The organism is Mesorhizobium sp. CNPSo 4661 (assembly GCF_057784215.1).
The window spans coordinates 62,721-78,639 of the sequence record NZ_JBWGIO010000013.1; the positions used below are offsets into that span (position 1 = coordinate 62,721).

Genomic DNA, 15,919 nt, shown 5'->3' on the forward strand with positions numbered 1-15,919 from the left:
GCCCCCTCATTTCTTTTTCCCAAGGCCGGGCAGTCCACCGCCGCCGAGACCCGGAAGCTTCATGCCGCCGGGCAGGCCCGGCAGTCCGCCGCCACCAGGAAGCCCGCCGGGCAAGCCCTTGCCGAGACCGGCGGCCTGCGCCTGCTTCTGCAAGGCCTCGAGCTGCTTGGGATCCATCTTGGAAAGATCGGGCATGCCGCCGCCGGGCATCATGCCGCCAAGGCCCATTTTCGAGGCGAGGCCGCCCATCATGCCGCGCATGAGGCCGCCGCCTTTGCCCTTGCCGCCCATCGCCTTCATCATGTCGGCCATGCCGCGATGCATCTTCAAGAGCTTGTTGATTTCGGCCGCGTCGGTGCCGGAGCCGGCGGCGATGCGCTTCTTGCGCGAGTGCTTCAGAAGATCGGGGTTGGCGCGCTCGGCCTTGGTCATCGAGGAGATGATGGCGAGCTGGCGGCCGAACATCTTGTCGTCGAGGCCGGCGGCGGCCAGCTGGTCCTTCATCTTGCCCATGCCGGGCATCATGCCCATGATGCCGCCCATGCCACCCATCTTCGACATCTGCTGAAGCTGCTGGGCGAGGTCGTTCAGGTCGAACTTGCCCGACTGCATCTTCCTGGCCATCGCCGCCGCCTGCTCGGCGTCGATGGTCTCGGCGGCCTTCTCGACGAGCGAGACGATGTCGCCCATGCCGAGGATGCGGTCGGCGATGCGCTTGGGGTGGAATTCCTCCAGCCCGTCCATCTTTTCGCCGGTGCCGATGAGCTTGATCGGCTTGCCGGTGACGGCGCGCATCGAAAGTGCGGCGCCGCCACGGCCGTCGCCGTCCATGCGGGTGAGCACAAGGCCGGTGATGCCAACGCGTTCGTCGAAGCTTTTCGCCAGATTGACGGCGTCCTGGCCGGTCAGCGAGTCGGCGACCAGCAGGATCTCGTGCGGGCTCGACACCTTCTTTATGTCGGCCATCTCGACCATCAGCGGCTCGTCGATATGGGTGCGGCCTGCAGTATCGAGGATGACGACGTCGTGGCCGCCGAGTTTTGCCGCCTGCACGGCGCGTTTGGCGATGTCGACCGGGCTCTGGCCGGCGATGATCGGCAACGTCGCGACCTTGGTCTGCTCGCCGAGCTGGCGCAGCTGCTCCTGCGCGGCGGGACGCCGCGTGTCGAGCGAGGCCATCAGGACCTTCTTGTTTTGACGCTCGGTCAGCCGCTTGGCGATCTTGGCCGAGGTGGTCGTCTTGCCGGAGCCCTGCAGGCCGACCATCATGACGACGACGGGCGCCGGCGCGTTGAGGTCGATGGCGACGCCTTCGGCGCCAAGCATGTCGACCAGCTCGTCATGGACGATCTTGACGACCATCTGCCCGGGCTTGATCGACTTCAGCACCGCGGCGCCGACCGCTTTCTCGCGGACCTTGTCGGTGAAGGAGCGAACCACTTCGAGCGCGACGTCGGCCTCGAGCAACGCACGGCGCACCTCGCGCAGCGCCGCCGAGACATCCGCCTCGGACAACGCGCCGCGGCCGGTCAGGCCGTTCAGGATCGAACCAAGGCGTTCCTGGAGTGATTCAAACATTCTTCTTCCTTTTCCCTGGCACCTGCGGATGCCCGAGAGGTAGTGCGTTCGCGCCGGGTCGCCAAGCAAAAGCGCAAAGCCAAAAAGCACCCGGGGGCGCATTGCGCTGCCGGGTGTTGGCCTCCAGGATCTCTTTACAGCACCCGCCTCAAAGAGGCTTCGGCGTCCTGGTCGGCTTTCGCGAAAGAAAACTCGTCGCGGAATTCAGCGGCTCTAGACAGGAAATCCGCCGCGGAGTCAAGGCTGATGCATGTCGTGCAAAAGTGGGCCGCGGTTTTGCGGCAACGACATGCATCAAAAAACAATGCCGGAATCAGGCCAAAACGCCGTGATTACCTCACAGCGGGTTTTGGCTGTTGGCTCCAACCCGCAGCGGCGAACGCCGATGCAAAAGCAGCAGCATCGTCAAAAGCGTGCTGACGATGCCGATCGCGGCGATGAGGACGGCGTCCAGATTGGTCCAGCCGGGGCCTTCGAGCGGCTTGGCGTTGAGCAGGGCAAAGCCATTATAGCCTTCCTGGTGCGAGATCAGCAGGAAGCCGGTCAGGTTGTTGCCGAGATGGGCGCCGAAACCGGCGCCGAGATTGCCGGTGACATAGACGAGCAGCGTGAGCAGCAGGGCAAAGGTGCCGATCGAGACCAGCACGCAGGCATTGATGGCCAAAGTCGAGGCCGAATTCCAGTGCAGCGACGTGAACAGCAGCCCCGGCAGCAGTGCCCAGACGAGCGGGCTCCTGAAGCGGCAGGCGAGGCCGCGCAACAGATAGCCGCGAAACAGCATTTCCTCCGACGAGGTCTGCAGGAAGGCGAGCAGCACGATCGGCGCCAGGAAGAGCAGCCAGGACGAAAGGGCGATCGGTCCGCGCGCGATCTCCGGCTGCAGCCAATAGAGCAGCACCTCGGAAAAGAGCGAGGTGATCAGCACAGCGACCAGGCCCTTGAGGAAATCCCCGCCCGCAACCCGGCGCGTGACGCCGAAAAGGGCCGCCAGCGGCTCGCCATGCACGAAGCGCATCGCCACCCAGAGCCCGATCCAGATGCCGGCAAACGAGGTCAGCGCGCTCAGGATGCCGGTGGGCGATGCCAGGAAGTCCTGCATGTAGCGGCCGGTCGAGGGGCCGGGCAGGCGCCAGACGATGTAGACGTAGGTGCCGGCAAACAGCACCAGAGCCGTCATTGCCATCCAGAAGGCGATGACGATCGCCGTCCCGAAGAGCAGGCGGAGCAAGGTGGTCTTTTCGTTCGGCGAGCGGCGATAGCGCTCGAAGGCGGCATTTTCGATCGTCACGCGGCTCCCCTGCCGAAAGCTTTCGGGTCGCATGATCTATGGGATCGGCGGTTACCGTGCAATTACGTCATCAAGTTCCGGGCTGAATGGATCGCTTCAAGCGCATTCCAGGGTCTTCGCGACGGAGCTTCGCTCCTGCTCCGCCCTGGAATGACGAAGCCCGGGTCCACGCCCGCAACCAGAAAGGAAATGAAGATGGCTACCGGCATCTTCGCGCCGATCCATCCGGGCGAAATTCTCCGCGAGGAGTATCTGGTCCCGCTTGGGCTGAAACCATATACGCTGGCCAAGAAGCTGCATGTTCCCCGCACGCGCATCGAGCGCCTGGTGAGCGAAACCACGCCCGTAACACCAGATACGGCGCTTCGCCTTGCGAAGTTCTTCGGCACGACGCCCCGGTTCTGGACGAACATGCAGGCCAGCTACGATCTCGCGGTGGAAGGCGAGGCAAAGAAGGCCGAAATCGCGTCGATCGAGCAGATGCAAGCCGCCTGAGTTTCGGTCAGCACGCAAGCAAAACGGCCGCCATCGCCGGCGGCCGCTCTTGCGACAATGATAAAGGCCGATCAGCGCATCACATAGACGATGCGCCGCGTGCCGGGGTCGACCAGCGCCGGCTGGTTGTTCACATAGACATAACGATACTGGTAGTCGGGGATCTCGCGCCGCTCGACCGTGTCGGGCAGCGTGGCGCCGGTCACCACCTCGCCGTCGAGATAGACCGGATCGACCCGGTGCGTGGTGACATAGGTGCCGACCTCGGCCGGCGGCCTGCCGATCGACTCGATGGCGTCGCCGTTGGAGACGATGGCGCCGGTGTAGGTGTCGTTGGTGTAGACGTCATCGGTCGGCGGCGCCACAAGCGCGATGCCGGCATCGGCCGGGCGGCGGGTCACGACGACGCGGCTGCCGCCGAAATCGCCCGTCACATAATCGGAATAGACCCAGCCCTTGCCGCCGGCTTCGGCAATCGTGCACCACTTGCTGCCTTCGATGCAGCCGCGAAGCGTGGCCGACTGGCCGGCCGCCAGCACGCCGATCACCGGATATTGCGGACCGGGGCCGGCGCGGACGTTCAAGTCGGCCACCGCCTGGACAGGCGTATCGGCGAAAGCCGCGCCCGAGATGGTGAGCAGGGCACCGGCAAGCACCGGAAACAACACGCGTTTCATGATTTTTCTCTCCGTTTTTCAACGCTCCCTCGGGGTCGGAAACGAAAGAGTAGCTTATGCGTTCCGGCTAAAGTGCCCGTCGCGCGCTCACGAATTGTTCCAGGGTTTTTCGCCGGATCGCTCAAAAAGGCCGTGAGCGGATGCCAGCCGCGCCCGTGTTCTGTGGGCATTCGGGCTATCTCGCCGCGAGTTTGGCGTTGACAGTTCGACCGGCAGAGAGACGCGAAATCGCAGCCAATGTCGAAGGGCACGCCGAAATGGCGATCGCTGGTCCAGGCGCGGCCGCCGATGCGGTCCATCGCCTCCGGAAGAACAAAGGAGAGCCCGGCCGTTCGAAGCCGTCTTTGCCGCGGCAAGGCCCGCCGGACCGGCGCCGTTGATCACGACATCAACGTCTTTCATGAGGCAAGCCCGCCACACATGACGGCGGATCGTAGGCAAATTGCCCTTCTTTCGCCAGTGTCGGGTGCCACGTCCCCCGCGGGGGCGGTGACAACCAGGCGTTTCGCTGGCAAATTCGCAACCGGGACGTGATTCAAGGCAACCAGGAGAAGGATATGGCATTTTTTGCCAAAGGACGGATTTTCGTAGCCGCCGCGGCGGTGGTGGCGGTGCTTGGGCTGGCGACAGGGGCCGAGGCCGCAGCCAGTTGCGGCAAGAATGGCGCCGGCTTCGACGCCTGGAAGCAGGATTTCGCTGCCGAGGCCAAGGCCAACGGGGTTGGGCAGAAGGGGCTGTCGGCGCTGGCGGGTGCCACCTACGCGACCAGGACGATCGCCGCCGACCGGGCGATCCACAAGGCCTTCAGCGGCTCGGTGGAAGCGTTCATGAAGCGCCGCGGCGCCTCGGCAATCATCTCCCGGGGCCGCGCGCTGAAGAAAGCGAACGCGGCGATGTTCGACAATATCGAGCGCACCTATGGCGTGCCGCCGGGCGTACTGCTCGCCATCTGGGGGATGGAAACCGGCTTCGGCGCCTCGATGGGCAACCAGAACACGGTGTCGGCCATCCTGACGCTCGCCTACGACTGTCGCCGTCCGGACTATTTCACCCCGCATGCCATCGCGGCACTCAAGCTGGTCGATAGCGGCGCGCTGAGCGCCTCGTCGGTCGGCGCCATGCATGGCGAGATCGGCCACACCCAGTTCCTGCCCGGAAATGTCATGAAGTACGGCGTCGGCAGCAGAAACCTGCGCGACCGCAACACGGCGCTCGCCTCGACCGCCAACTTCCTCAAGGGCCATGGCTGGCACGCGGGCGCGAGCTATGAGGCCAATATGGGCGCGATCGCCGGCTGGAATTCGGCCAGCGTCTATCAGCAGGCCATTGCCCAAATCGCCGAGGCGATCGACGCGGATTGATCGGATTAAGACTTGGTTCCACCGAGAAGCCCGGCCATGCGCCGGGCTTTTTTGTTGGGGGCTTGGGGATTGGCGAAGGCCGGGAAAGTAGGGATCTCCCCCTTGATTGAGAGATGTCGCCCTTCCTTCGTCATTCTAGGGCGGAGCAAGGAGCGAAGCGACGCGCGCAGACCCTAGAATGACGAGGGATACGCTGGCGCGAGGCCCCCCTCTCTGTCCTGCCGGACATCCCCCCTCAAGGGGGGAGATTGGCAGCTTCAGCGGCGGTTCCTTGCCGCGAGCGTCCTGAGCCGCAATCCGTTGAGGCGGATAAAGCCCTCGGCGTCCTTCTGGTCGTAGGCGCCGCGATCGTCCTCGAAGGTGACCAGCGCATCGGAATAAAGCGTCTTCTTAGACTTGCGGCCGGTGACGATGACATTGCCCTTATAGAGCTTCAGCCGCACCGTGCCTTCGACGTCTTCCTGGCTCTTGTCGATCATCGCCTGCAGCATGACGCGCTCGGGCGAGAACCAGAAGCCGTTGTAGATCAGCTCGGCGTAGCGCGGCATGAACTCGTCCTTGAGGTGCGCGGCGCCCCGGTCGAGCGTGATCGATTCGATCGCGCGGTGGGCGGCGATCAGGATGGTGCCGCCGGGGGTCTCGTAGACACCGCGCGACTTCATGCCGACGAAGCGGTTCTCGACCAGGTCGAGGCGGCCGATGCCGTTGTCGCGGCCGAGGTCGTTCAGCGTCGCCAGCATGGTGGCCGGCGACAATTTCTTGCCGTTGAGGGCGATCGGATCGCCTTTCAGGAACTCGATCTCGATCTCGGTGACGGCGTCGGGCGCGTCCATCGGCGAGACGGTGCGCTGATGCACGAATTCCGGCGGCTCGCTCCACGGATCCTCCAGCACCTTGCCCTCGGAAGAGGAGTGCAAAAGGTTGGCGTCGACCGAGAAGGGCGCTTCGCCGCGCTTGTCCTTCGCCACCGGGATCTGGTGCTGCTCGGCGAAGTTGATCAGATCGGTGCGCGACTTGAACGACCAGTCGCGCCACGGCGCGATGACCTTGATATCGGGGTTGAGAGCATAGGCCGAGAGCTCGAAGCGGACCTGGTCGTTGCCCTTGCCGGTGGCGCCATGCGCGATGGCGTCGGCGCCGGTTTCCTTGGCGATCTCGACCAGATGCTTGGAGATCAGTGGCCGGGCGATCGACGTGCCGAGCAGATACGTGCCTTCATAGACGGCATTGGCGCGGAACATCGGGAAGACGAAGTCGGCGACGAATTCCTCGCGCACGTCGACGATGCGGATGTCCTTGATGCCCATCATCTCGGCCTTCTTACGGGCCGGCTCCAGCTCGCCGCCCTGGCCGAGATCGGCGGTGAAGGTGACGACTTCGGCGCCGAGCTCGGTCTGCAGCCATTTCAGGATGATGGAGGTGTCGAGGCCGCCGGAATAGGCGAGCACAACTTTCTTGACGTTCTTGATCTTGGACATTTTTGGCGGTTCCGCGGGAAAATAGCTTCGCGGGCGAGGTATCACGGCCTTTCCGGGCGGCGCAAGAGACGAACGGATGCCTGACGGCGGCACAGGCTGGGCCACATGTTTGCCCAGGCAGACGCTGGCGAAGCAAAAATGGTCGCGTTATAGGCTGCGCTATCTCCGCCAGGGCCGCGCGCATGTCCTTCATTCCCGATACTTCGACGCTCATCCAGTTCGCCATCGCCACGGTGATCCTGGCGATCACGCCTGGGCCGGACATGACGCTGTTCGTCTCGCGCACGCTGAGCCAGGGTCGCGCCACCGGCTTTGCTTCGATGGCCGGCGCGCTTACCGGCACGCTGATCCACACCACGCTGGTGGTGGTCGGCATCTCGGCGCTGATCGTGGCTTCGCCGATGGCCTTCTTCGTCCTGAAGATATTCGGCGCCGGCTATCTGGTGTTCCTCGCCTTTCAGGCCGTGACGAAGGGCTCGGCCTTCTCGCCGGAGAAGAGGACCGGACCGCAAGTCTCCCTGTTCCGCAGCTGGATGGCGGGGCTTGGCGTCAACCTGCTCAACCCCAAGATCATCCTGTTCTTCATGACCTTCCTGCCGCAATTCGTTTCCGCGCACGATCCGAACGCGTCCGGAAAACTGTTCTTCCTCGGCATGATGTTCATCGTGCTGTCGATACCGGTGACGGTGCCGATGGTGCTGGCTGCGGAGAAGTTTTCTGCGGCGATGAAGGCAAGTCCGCGCGTCACGCGCGTGGTCGATTATCTGTTCGCCGGCGTGTTTTCGGCCTTCGCGCTCAAGATCCTGACGGCGCAGGCGAAGTAGCGCTCAGGGCTCCGCATCGAGCAGCGGCGCGCGGCGCCAGCTTCCGGCCCAGCGGCCGGCGGAGAGCCAGTAGAAGATGCCGCCGACCATGCCGGAGCCGATCACGGCCAGCCTGGCATTGGTTTCGGTGACGTCGAAATTGGCATCGCCGACAATATGCACGAAGCCGAGAAAGACGACGGCTATGACAGCGCCGCCGAGCGCGTAGAACAGCCAGTCGCGGCGGCCGAGCAGCTCAGCGATCAAAATGACGACTGCCGTCGGCATGAAGGCGAAATAGGCGACGAACAGCGCCACGAAAGGCACCGAGACATAGAGCGAGGCGGTGGCCGTCGGCTCGGGGTTGGCCGGCGTGTAGCCCAGATGCGCCAGGACCAGGATGTTGAGGAAGGCGCTCGCCGCCAGCGAGGCGACGATATAGCCGACCAGGATGGCGGCAAAGCGGATGAGGTAGGCGATGATGCGCCTCACGCCTCGCCGTGTCCCGCGATCATCATGGCTTCCAGCGCCAGGCGGTCGACCTTGCGCATGCGCTCGGACTCCGACTTGAGCTGGCCGCAGGCGGCGAGGATGTCGCGGCCGCGCGGTGTGCGGATCGGCGAGGCGTAGCCGGCATTGTTTATGTAGTCGGCGAATTTCTCGATCGTCTCCCAGTCCGAGCACTGGTAGTTGGTGCCGGGCCAGGGGTTGAACGGGATCAAATTGATCTTTGCCGGAATGCCCTTGAGCAGCTTGACCAGCGCCTTGGCGTCGTCGAGGGAATCGTTGACGTCCTTCAGCATCACATATTCGAAGGTGATCCGCTTGGCATTGGAGAGGCCCGGATAGGCCTTGCAGGCGGCGATAAGCTCCTTCAACGGGAACTTCTTGTTGATCGGCACAAGCAGGTCGCGCAGATCGTCATTGGTGGCGTGCAGCGAGATCGCCAGCATGACGCCGATCTCCTCGCCGGTGCGGGCGATCTCCGGCACCACGCCGGAAGTCGACAGCGTGATGCGTCGCTTCGACAGCGACAGGCCGTCGCCGTCCGAAGCGATCAGCAACGCCTTCTTCACCGCCTCGAAATTATAGAGCGGCTCGCCCATGCCCATCATGACGATGTTGGAAACTTTTCTGCCCTCGGCCGGTACGATGGCGCCGTCCGGCGTGTCGCGGTCGGGGAAGTCGCCGAGCCGGTCGCGCGCGGTGAGCAACTGCGCCAGGATCTCCTCGGCGGTGAGGTTGCGCACCAGCTTCTGCGTGCCGGTGTGGCAGAAGGAGCAGGTCAGCGTGCAGCCGACCTGCGAGGAAATGCAGAGCGTGCCACGACCTTCCTCGGGGATGTAGACGGTCTCGATCTCGACGGGGCGGCCGGCGCCGCGCGGCGGGAAGCGGAACAGCCATTTGCGTGTGCCGTCGGCGGAGATCTGCTCCTCGACGATCTCCGGCCGGGCGACGGTGAAATGCTTGTCGAGCTCGGCGCGCAGATCCTTGGAGATGTTGAACATATGCGCGAAGTCGGAGACGCCGCGCACATACATCCAGTGCCAGAGCTGCTGGGCGCGCATTTTCGCCTGGCGCTCCGGCACGATGCCGGCGCCGACCAGCGCTTCGCCGAGCTCGACGCGGGTCAAGCCGATCAGCGACGGCTTCTCGGTGGAGCGGGCGCGCAAGGCGTCACGGGCGCCTTCGGCGGTAAGATCAAGCGAAACGGTCATGGTGGCGCCAATATAAGCGATTTGCGGCCGATTTCAGCATCGGCCGAACAGGAAGCGCGGCGCATAGCACAGCTCGGCGGCGGAGTCATGCGGCGCCCTTTCCTTCTCCCCCTGTGGGAGAAGGTGGATCGGCGCGCGGCGCCGAGACGGTTGAGGGGTGCTCCAGGGAAAGCCAGCGCCTCATTCCGCTGGAACACCCCTCATCCGACCTCGCTTCGCGAGGCCACCTTCTCCCACAAGGGGAGAAGGGGAAGATAGCGCCGGCCCTTACTCATCAGTATCCGTCCGCCGGCGATGGCCGCTGACCTGCTGGCCGCCTTCCGGCTGCGGGAAGAAGAACCCCGGAATGGAAAGCAGCGGGATCACCACCGTCAGCAGGAACGCCCAATGGAACTGGTCCGCCGTCGATGTCGCGCGGCCCAGCCGGCTTGGCCCCCCACCCGCACCGGACTGCTTTATGCCCCGATCGATGCGAAGCGATAGCGATTTCGGCTGGCACTGAGGTCAACAAATCTTGAGCCCCGTCCGCCTGTGCCAGGGGCGGAACGCGATCGGCTACCGCTATCGTCGGTCGAAAATCGATCACATGTTCGTGTTGGTGTAACCAATCGAAACGCATCCGCGAACCTGAAAGGGGCGACCATGCCCCTCAACAATGGGAGTTGTTCCGATGCACTCGATCAAGTTCGTTCTTATCGCCGGCCTCGTCGGTCTTTCCGCCTCGCAGGCCCTTGCCGAGGACACGATGGGCGCCATGACCATGATGAAGGGCGGGCAGGTCACCGCGATCATGCCGGACGGCCACATGGGCACCATGATGCCGGATGCCAAGATGAGCGCCGACATGATGAAGATGGCCAAGCCGATCAAGCACTGCATGATGATGATCACCGACGCCAAGGGCAAAGCCTACATGATCGACACCTCGACCAAGAAGGCCCAGGCCGAATGTGAAAAAATGGCGATGTGACCTCGCCGATCCTGCATGCCGACCTCCCCGCCGGCTGGTATGCCGGCGGGCTATTCGCCGGCAGGCAACATTCCCTTGAGCACCGATCCTCGACGGTGCCGGCATAGCGCCGGCCCGCCTCGCGGGTTGATCGCCCGGGCCAGTGTGCTAGGGCGGATGACCATCAAGGGACGGTCATGGCCGGCATATCGCGAAAATACCGCATGCTGCGGCGTTCACACGCCATGTGGGTATCGCGGCGCGTCTGGCAGCCGCGCCTCGTCTTCTGGGCCGGCGCCATCTCGATCGGCCTGATCAGCGTTTTGTTCGCGCTGCTCGCCGACCGCGCGCAGGCCCTGTTTCACGCCGTGACGGGCAATGACGGCGGCTGGCGCTTCTATCTGCCCCTGGTCGTGACGCCGCTCGGTTTCGTCCTTTGCGCCTGGCTTGCGCATTCCTTCTTCCCGGGATCGCAAGGCAGCGGCATTCCGCAGGCGATCGCGGCGCGGCATCTGCGCGACGAGGACGACCGCAGCCACATCCTGTCGCTCAGGCTGGTGGTGGGCAAGATCGCGCTCACCATCGTCGGCCTCGCCTGCGGCGCCTCGATCGGCCGCGAAGGCCCGACGGTGCAGGTCGGCGCTTCACTGATGCTGCAGGCGGCGCGCTGGGGCGGCATGGCGCAGGCGCGCGGGCTGATCCTGGCGGGCTCCGCCGCCGGAATCGCCGCCGCCTTCAACACGCCGCTTGCCGGCATCGTCTTCGCTATCGAGGAAATGGGCCGCGCCTATGAGGCGCGCACCAACGGGCTGGTGCTGACGGCGGTGATCCTGGCCGGCCTCGCCTCGCTCGGGCTGCTCGGCAACTATACCTATTTCGGCGTCGCCAGGGACACGGTCGCCTTCGCCGCCGACTGGCCGCTGGTGCTGGCCTGCGGCATCATAGGCGGCAGTGCCGGCGCGCTGTTCTCGCTCTCGGCGCTGAAGGTCATGCGCCGCATCCGGCGCTGGAACGCGCTGCAGCCGCTGCCGCGCACGCTGGTCGTGGCGGCTGTCTGCGGGCTGGCCGTGGCCGCGATCGGCATCGCTTCGGGCGGTTTGACCTTCGGCACCGGCTACACCCAGGCGCGCGGCGCGATCGAAGGCGCGCCGCTGCCGGCCTTGTTCTTCGTCGAGAAATTCGCCGCCGGCCTTTTGTCGATGGTGTCGGGCATTCCGGGCGGCATCTTCGCGCCGTCGCTGGCGGTGGGCGCGGGGCTGGGCAGCACGCTCGGCCTGATCTTCGGCGCGGCCACGGGAACCGCGGCGCTGCTTGGCATGGCCGGCTATTTCGCCGGCGTGGTGCAGGCGCCGATGACCGCCTTCGTCATCATCCTCGAAATGACCGGCAACCACGACAATGTGATCGCGCTGATGTGCGCGGCGGTGCTGGGCTACGGTACGGCGAGGCTCGTCTCAAACGAGCCGCTCTACCACGCGCTGTCGCGCGTCTTCATCGCCGAGGCAATCCGGCGGCGGCGCGCGGAGACGGAGCCCGCGCGAGGCTGAAACGCGCCGTCCAAAACAAAAGGCCGGACTTGATGCCCGGCCTTGCGCAGGACTCAGATGCCGTTTGGCTTATTTACACTTGGCGATGGAGGACAGCGCGGCCGAGATGCCCTTCAGCGAGAAGACGTAGGAGGTGGGGTTGCCGCGGCCGGACTTGGCCTGCACCTTCATGTCGGTGCCGGTCTTCATGGCGGCGATCAGCACCGGCTCTTCGGCGGCGTTCTCGACCCAGGCCGACTTGCCGCGGGTGAACATCGAGAAGGACTTCTTGTCGATGGTGACGGTGGCCTTCGAGCCTTCCTGGAAGTTGTAGCCGGCGATGAACTGCGGCTCGTAGGAGACCTGCTGCCCCGGACGCTGGCTGACGAAGAAGAACATGTCGCCATGATCGAGCGACGGGGGCTGCTTGTCGGTGGGCACGGTCAGCACATAGCAGACCTTGCCGGCCTTCGACTGATAGCTGTAGGTGCCCCACGCATTGTGCTGGCCGATCTTCGTCGCCTGCTGCGCCAGCGCCGGCGCGGCGAAGGCGGCCACCAGGACCAGGCTGGAAACTGTAGCAATCAATCCGCGCATCGTTCTTCCCGTATTCCAAATGGTGCGGAGGCGGGCCGCATGGCGTCCTGCCGTCGCCTCATTTTGATTTAATCAGGGTTACCAAACGGTGAATTGTCCTCAAGAAAAGGAACTCACCCCAGGAAACCGCCCGCCCAAAGCACATCACGCCGAAGGGTTCGAGCGACGTGCTTTGGTTTCTTTTTTTGTGCATGTCGTCATCCCAAAACCGCTACGCACTTTTTGGGCGACATGCAGTCGCGCCGTCCCTGTCGATTGAGGCGGCCGCGACGTCCCGGCGCGGAGTTGGAGGCCACGAAAACGGCAAGAGTTTGTCTTTTCGCACGCGCTGATTTGCGGGCCTGAAACGAACCGCTGTCACATTTTGTCGGCCAGCGCGTCCCTGGCGGCCTGCCTGTGGGCAGGGGTGATATGCGCGCTGACGGCGGCGATCGCGGCGGTCAGCACGGCAAGGTCGTCGGTGTAGCCGAGGCCGACGACGAAATCGGGGATGAAATCGAACGGCAGGACGAAATAGCCGAGCGCGCCAAACAGGGTGGCCTTGGCGCGCAGCGGCGTGTCCTTGTCCATCGCGCAATAATAGGCGGCGACAACCTCGTCCATGAACGGAATTTGCCGCGCCGCCTTCTTGGCGGTGCGCCAGAATTTCTCGCGGACTTCGCCCTCGCCGGCAAGCTTGTCGCCGAAGCCGAAGAAATCGAAACCGGGTTGTTGCGCCATCAATTCGCTCCTGGCAGTCGCGCGCATCATTGCGCGCCGGCCCGCCGCGGGAAAATGTGGTGAAAGCGGTGGGCTGCTGCAAGAGTTCGGCGGTCAATCGCCTGGAAAATCGGAAAACGGCGATGCTGGCAGCGGGGAAGCTGAGTTGGCAACCGCTTACGTCGGAGATTGGCCGGAATGTGCTTCCCATCGTCATTCTATGGCGGAGCAAGGAGCGAAGCGACGCGCGCAGACCATAGAATCCATGCCATTACTTTCGAGAGCTGCAACCGCGCAGAATTCTGCTCCGCTGCATTCCTCGGCCAAGGTCACGGAATGGATCCTCGGGTCTGCGCGCCGCTTCGCGTCGCTCCGCCCGTGGATGACGAAGTTCGCAAGCTTCGGCCAACCGCGAACGTTCGCAACGCCTGCACCGACGCGACGCCCGTAGGTCACGGCATGGATTCCAGGGTCTGCGCGCGTCGCTTCGCTTCTTGCTCCGCCCTGGAATGACGAACTCAAACGACCGCCCTTAAAGGCGAGGCTGTGCTACCCGAAATACCGGTTCATCTTCTTCGCAAGCTCGATATCCAGCGCCGTAACGCCGCCCGCGTCATGCGTGTTCAGCGTCACGTCGACGGTCTTGTAGACATTCGACCAGTCCGGGTGATGATCCATCTTTTCGGCGGCCAGCGCCACGCGCGTCATGAAGGCGAAGGCCTCGGAGAAATTCTTGAAGACGAAGCTGCGCTTGATGGACGCGCCGTCGGCGGCGAGCGACCAGCCGCCGAGCTCGGCCAGAGCCGTGGCGATCGCGTCCTTGCTGAGTTTCTCCCTGGTCATGTCGGTTTCCTGTGCTATTCGGGAAAAATGACCCGCACCATAGTGCATGTCGCCCAAAAGTGCGCAGCGGTTTTGGGATGACGACATACATGGAGCAACCGCCACATCGATGAGCGCAAAGCCCATAAAATCCATTCTGTTCGTCTGCCTCGGCAACATCTGCCGGTCACCCTTGGCCGAGGGTGTGCTTGGCGCTGTCCTTACCGATCGCAGAATGGGTCACGATATCGCGCTCGATTCGGCCGGGACCGGCGGCTGGCATGCCGGCGAAGAACCGGACCGGCGCTCGATCGCGGTGGCCGCGAAGCACGGCGTCGACATTTCCGGGCAGAGGGCGCGCAAGGTGCTGCCGGAGGATTTTTCGCGTTTTGACCTGATCCTCGGCATGGACAAGGCGAATGTTCGCGACCTCAAGGCGCTGGCGCCGCCGGCCGTGAGCGACCGCATCCATCTCTATCTGGACTTTGCGACGGGGAAGGCACGCGATGTGCCGGATCCCTATTACGACGGCGCGGAGGCCTTCGCTTCGGTCTACCGCATGATCCGCGAAGCATCGGAGGCGCTGGCGAAGCGGCTCGAGGCCAGCGCTTCGCCGACCAGCGGCCAGGCTTCCTCGACGATGTAAGGCCCGCCGCCGACCGAATCGCGCGACGACATCAACACGAAGCGGCCGACGCGGAATGGCAGCGTCGAAAAATTGCCCCGCGCCGACAGATATTGCGCGACGTCGAGCGGGCTCGCATTGCGCAGCCGCGCCAGCGTCACATGCGGCGTGAATTTGCGTGGATCAGCGGGAAGCCCGAGCCGCTGGCAGATGCGGTCGATCTCGCCCTGCAGCGCCGTCAGGTCCGGCGTGGCCGACACGCCGGCCCACACCGCATGCGGCTTCTTGCCGCCAAAGGCGCCGACGCCGGAGAGCGCCATCTGGAAAGAGGGGCGATCGACCCGATCGAGGGCGTTGGCGATCTCGTCGGCGACATGACCCTCGACATCGCCGATGAAACGCAGCGTCAGATGATAGTTTTCGACGTCGATCCAGCGCGCTCCGGGCAGTCCGCCCCGGAGCAGGGATAAGGAGAGAGCAGCATCACGCGGGATTTCGAGGGCGGTGAAAAGACGTGGCATGTGAAGCCTCCTGTCCTCGAATCGAACTCTCGCCCCTAGCGAATCATCGATATAAGCGCGGGGCAAGCGGTTTGTTGTCCACAATGTTTCCCCAGCGGAAAGCGTGGCATTCCGGCCTCACGACCCTCCCCCCTTTATGACGGCCCCCCATTGGCGGCGATCGCCTTCTCGACCACGGGAAGGATGCGCTCGACCATGGCGTCGACCCCCTTGGGATTGGGGTGCAGGCCGTCCTCCAGCTGCAGATCCGGGTGACCGGCGACGCCGTCGAGGAAGAACGGATAGAGCGGAACGCCGTATTTTTCGGCGAGCCGCGGATAGATGGCGTCGAAGGCCCTCTGATAGTCGGCGCCGAGATTGGGTGCGGCGCGCATGCCAGCCAGAAGCGCGGGAATCTTGCGTTGCTTCAGCTTGCCGAGCATGGCGTCGAGGTTCTTCTCGGCGATCTCGGGCGAAACGCCGCGCAGCATGTCGTTGGCGCCGAGCTCGAGGATCACCAGCCTTGTGCCGTCCGGCACCGACCAGTCGAGCCGCGCCAGCCCGCCGCTCGAGGTGTCGCCCGACACGCCGGCATTGGCGACGGTGACGTCGAGGCCTTTTGCTTTCAAGGCAGCCTGCAGCCTGTCGGTAAAACCCTGGCCCGGGCCGAGGCTGTAGCCCGCCATCAGGCTGTCGCCGAAGCCGACGATGGTGAAGGTGGCGGCGCGCGCCGCCGAGATGGCGCCGCAAAGAGCGAGGAAAAGGATGAGGGCTGCGGCAAAACGGTGTTTGAAAGCCATGCG

The 15,919-nt window shown here is 64.3% G+C and carries 18 protein-coding genes; 6 read left to right on the plus strand and 12 right to left on the minus strand.

Going from position 1 to position 15,919, the window contains the following annotated elements:
* Positions 1-6: 6 nt before the first annotated feature.
* Entirely contained in the window at positions 7-1,578 is a 1,572-nt protein-coding gene (gene ffh, locus AC0YKC_RS20440) for a signal recognition particle protein (RefSeq protein ID WP_488512327.1), read from the minus strand.
* Positions 1,579-1,915: 337 nt separating this feature from the next.
* A complete protein-coding gene (locus AC0YKC_RS20445) occupies positions 1,916-2,866 on the minus strand; it encodes a CPBP family intramembrane glutamic endopeptidase (protein ID WP_488512328.1) in 951 nt (316 codons plus the stop codon).
* 195 nt (positions 2,867-3,061) lie between these two features.
* On the opposite strand from AC0YKC_RS20445, the gene AC0YKC_RS20450 reads away from it, so the two are divergent.
* Positions 3,062-3,361 carry a HigA family addiction module antitoxin gene (locus AC0YKC_RS20450; RefSeq protein ID WP_320298147.1) on the plus strand — a complete coding sequence of 100 codons (300 nt, stop codon included), beginning with the start codon at positions 3,062-3,064 and terminating at the stop codon, positions 3,359-3,361.
* Between the two features lie 71 nt (positions 3,362-3,432).
* Here AC0YKC_RS20450 and AC0YKC_RS20455 read toward each other — a convergent pair whose 3' ends face one another.
* On the minus strand, positions 3,433-4,038 hold the full coding sequence (locus AC0YKC_RS20455) for a DUF1236 domain-containing protein (protein ID WP_488512329.1): 606 nt from the start codon (positions 4,036-4,038) through the stop codon (positions 3,433-3,435).
* Positions 4,035-4,337 carry a hypothetical protein gene (locus tag AC0YKC_RS20460; protein WP_430699295.1) on the minus strand — a complete coding sequence of 101 codons (303 nt, stop codon included), beginning with the start codon at positions 4,335-4,337 and terminating at the stop codon, positions 4,035-4,037. Before AC0YKC_RS20460 ends, AC0YKC_RS20455 begins: the two co-directional genes overlap by 4 nt.
* A gap of 258 nt (positions 4,338-4,595) precedes the next feature.
* Between AC0YKC_RS20460 and AC0YKC_RS20465 the strand changes: the two genes are divergently transcribed.
* Entirely contained in the window at positions 4,596-5,399 is an 804-nt protein-coding gene (locus AC0YKC_RS20465; protein ID WP_320298145.1) for a lytic murein transglycosylase, read from the plus strand.
* Between the two features lie 257 nt (positions 5,400-5,656).
* On the opposite strand, the gene AC0YKC_RS20470 is transcribed toward AC0YKC_RS20465, so the two are convergent.
* A complete protein-coding gene (locus AC0YKC_RS20470; protein WP_320298144.1) occupies positions 5,657-6,877 on the minus strand; it encodes an argininosuccinate synthase in 1,221 nt (406 codons plus the stop codon).
* A gap of 182 nt (positions 6,878-7,059) precedes the next feature.
* Here AC0YKC_RS20470 and AC0YKC_RS20475 point away from each other — a divergent pair, with 182 nt between their 5' ends.
* Positions 7,060-7,701 carry a LysE family translocator gene (locus AC0YKC_RS20475; protein ID WP_488512330.1) on the plus strand — a complete coding sequence of 214 codons (642 nt, stop codon included), beginning with the start codon at positions 7,060-7,062 and terminating at the stop codon, positions 7,699-7,701.
* 3 nt (positions 7,702-7,704) lie between these two features.
* On the opposite strand, the gene AC0YKC_RS20480 is transcribed toward AC0YKC_RS20475, so the two are convergent.
* Both AC0YKC_RS20480 and rlmN read right to left on the minus strand, forming a co-directional pair.
* Positions 7,705-8,172, minus strand: a complete 468-nt coding sequence (locus tag AC0YKC_RS20480; RefSeq protein WP_488512331.1) for a hypothetical protein — start codon at positions 8,170-8,172, stop codon at positions 7,705-7,707.
* The gene (gene rlmN / locus AC0YKC_RS20485; protein ID WP_488512333.1) at positions 8,169-9,398 is read right to left on the minus strand and encodes a dual-specificity RNA methyltransferase RlmN; all 1,230 of its coding nucleotides are present in this window, start codon (positions 9,396-9,398) and stop codon (positions 8,169-8,171) included. Before rlmN ends, AC0YKC_RS20480 begins: the two co-directional genes overlap by 4 nt.
* A gap of 670 nt (positions 9,399-10,068) precedes the next feature.
* Here rlmN and AC0YKC_RS20490 point away from each other — a divergent pair.
* Both AC0YKC_RS20490 and AC0YKC_RS20495 read left to right on the plus strand, forming a co-directional pair.
* Positions 10,069-10,368, plus strand: a complete 300-nt coding sequence (locus AC0YKC_RS20490; protein ID WP_320298140.1) for a hypothetical protein — start codon at positions 10,069-10,071, stop codon at positions 10,366-10,368.
* Positions 10,369-10,544: 176 nt separating this feature from the next.
* Positions 10,545-11,894: a chloride channel protein gene (locus tag AC0YKC_RS20495; protein WP_488512334.1), complete on the plus strand. Its 1,350-nt coding sequence runs from the start codon at positions 10,545-10,547 to the stop codon at positions 11,892-11,894.
* 69 nt (positions 11,895-11,963) lie between these two features.
* Here AC0YKC_RS20495 and AC0YKC_RS20500 read toward each other — a convergent pair whose 3' ends face one another.
* The 3 genes from AC0YKC_RS20500 to AC0YKC_RS20510 form a co-directional block, all read right to left on the minus strand.
* Positions 11,964-12,470, minus strand: a complete 507-nt coding sequence (locus AC0YKC_RS20500) for an invasion associated locus B family protein (protein WP_127229107.1) — start codon at positions 12,468-12,470, stop codon at positions 11,964-11,966.
* A gap of 357 nt (positions 12,471-12,827) precedes the next feature.
* Positions 12,828-13,190, minus strand: a complete 363-nt coding sequence (locus AC0YKC_RS20505; protein WP_434724545.1) for a YkvA family protein — start codon at positions 13,188-13,190, stop codon at positions 12,828-12,830.
* A gap of 528 nt (positions 13,191-13,718) precedes the next feature.
* On the minus strand, positions 13,719-14,012 hold the full coding sequence (locus AC0YKC_RS20510) for a 4a-hydroxytetrahydrobiopterin dehydratase (protein ID WP_320298137.1): 294 nt from the start codon (positions 14,010-14,012) through the stop codon (positions 13,719-13,721).
* A gap of 109 nt (positions 14,013-14,121) precedes the next feature.
* Here AC0YKC_RS20510 and AC0YKC_RS20515 point away from each other — a divergent pair, with 109 nt between their 5' ends.
* A complete protein-coding gene (locus AC0YKC_RS20515; RefSeq protein WP_488512335.1) occupies positions 14,122-14,637 on the plus strand; it encodes a low molecular weight protein-tyrosine-phosphatase in 516 nt (171 codons plus the stop codon).
* Here the strand turns inward: AC0YKC_RS20515 and thpR are convergent.
* Positions 14,544-15,137, minus strand: coding sequence for an RNA 2',3'-cyclic phosphodiesterase (gene thpR / locus AC0YKC_RS20520; RefSeq protein WP_320298135.1), 594 nt, complete (start codon positions 15,135-15,137; stop codon positions 14,544-14,546). The genes AC0YKC_RS20515 and thpR overlap by 94 nt on opposite strands.
* Before the next feature lie 134 nt (positions 15,138-15,271).
* The gene (locus AC0YKC_RS20525; protein WP_488512336.1) at positions 15,272-15,916 is read right to left on the minus strand and encodes an arylesterase; all 645 of its coding nucleotides are present in this window, start codon (positions 15,914-15,916) and stop codon (positions 15,272-15,274) included.
* Positions 15,917-15,919 lie beyond the last annotated feature (3 nt).

Bases quoted from the DNA above. Each gene is read 5' to 3' on its own strand.
- ffh (WP_488512327.1), bottom strand. From the start codon at position 1,578: ATGTTTGAATCACTCCAGGAACGCCTTGGTTCGATCCTGAACGGCCTG.
- AC0YKC_RS20450 (WP_320298147.1), top strand. From the start codon at position 3,062: ATGGCTACCGGCATCTTCGCGCCGATCCATCCGGGCGAAATTCTCCGC.
- AC0YKC_RS20455 (WP_488512329.1), bottom strand. From the start codon at position 4,038: ATGAAACGCGTGTTGTTTCCGGTGCTTGCCGGTGCCCTGCTCACCATC.
- AC0YKC_RS20460 (WP_430699295.1), bottom strand. From the start codon at position 4,337: ATGGACCGCATCGGCGGCCGCGCCTGGACCAGCGATCGCCATTTCGGC.
- AC0YKC_RS20465 (WP_320298145.1), top strand. From the start codon at position 4,596: ATGGCATTTTTTGCCAAAGGACGGATTTTCGTAGCCGCCGCGGCGGTG.
- AC0YKC_RS20470 (WP_320298144.1), bottom strand. From the start codon at position 6,877: ATGTCCAAGATCAAGAACGTCAAGAAAGTTGTGCTCGCCTATTCCGGC.
- AC0YKC_RS20475 (WP_488512330.1), top strand. From the start codon at position 7,060: ATGTCCTTCATTCCCGATACTTCGACGCTCATCCAGTTCGCCATCGCC.
- rlmN (WP_488512333.1), bottom strand. From the start codon at position 9,398: ATGACCGTTTCGCTTGATCTTACCGCCGAAGGCGCCCGTGACGCCTTG.
- AC0YKC_RS20490 (WP_320298140.1), top strand. From the start codon at position 10,069: ATGCACTCGATCAAGTTCGTTCTTATCGCCGGCCTCGTCGGTCTTTCC.
- AC0YKC_RS20495 (WP_488512334.1), top strand. From the start codon at position 10,545: ATGGCCGGCATATCGCGAAAATACCGCATGCTGCGGCGTTCACACGCC.
- AC0YKC_RS20500 (WP_127229107.1), bottom strand. From the start codon at position 12,470: ATGCGCGGATTGATTGCTACAGTTTCCAGCCTGGTCCTGGTGGCCGCC.
- AC0YKC_RS20505 (WP_434724545.1), bottom strand. From the start codon at position 13,190: ATGGCGCAACAACCCGGTTTCGATTTCTTCGGCTTCGGCGACAAGCTT.
- AC0YKC_RS20510 (WP_320298137.1), bottom strand. From the start codon at position 14,012: ATGACCAGGGAGAAACTCAGCAAGGACGCGATCGCCACGGCTCTGGCC.
- AC0YKC_RS20515 (WP_488512335.1), top strand. From the start codon at position 14,122: ATGAGCGCAAAGCCCATAAAATCCATTCTGTTCGTCTGCCTCGGCAAC.
- thpR (WP_320298135.1), bottom strand. From the start codon at position 15,137: ATGCCACGTCTTTTCACCGCCCTCGAAATCCCGCGTGATGCTGCTCTC.
- AC0YKC_RS20525 (WP_488512336.1), bottom strand. From the start codon at position 15,916: ATGGCTTTCAAACACCGTTTTGCCGCAGCCCTCATCCTTTTCCTCGCT.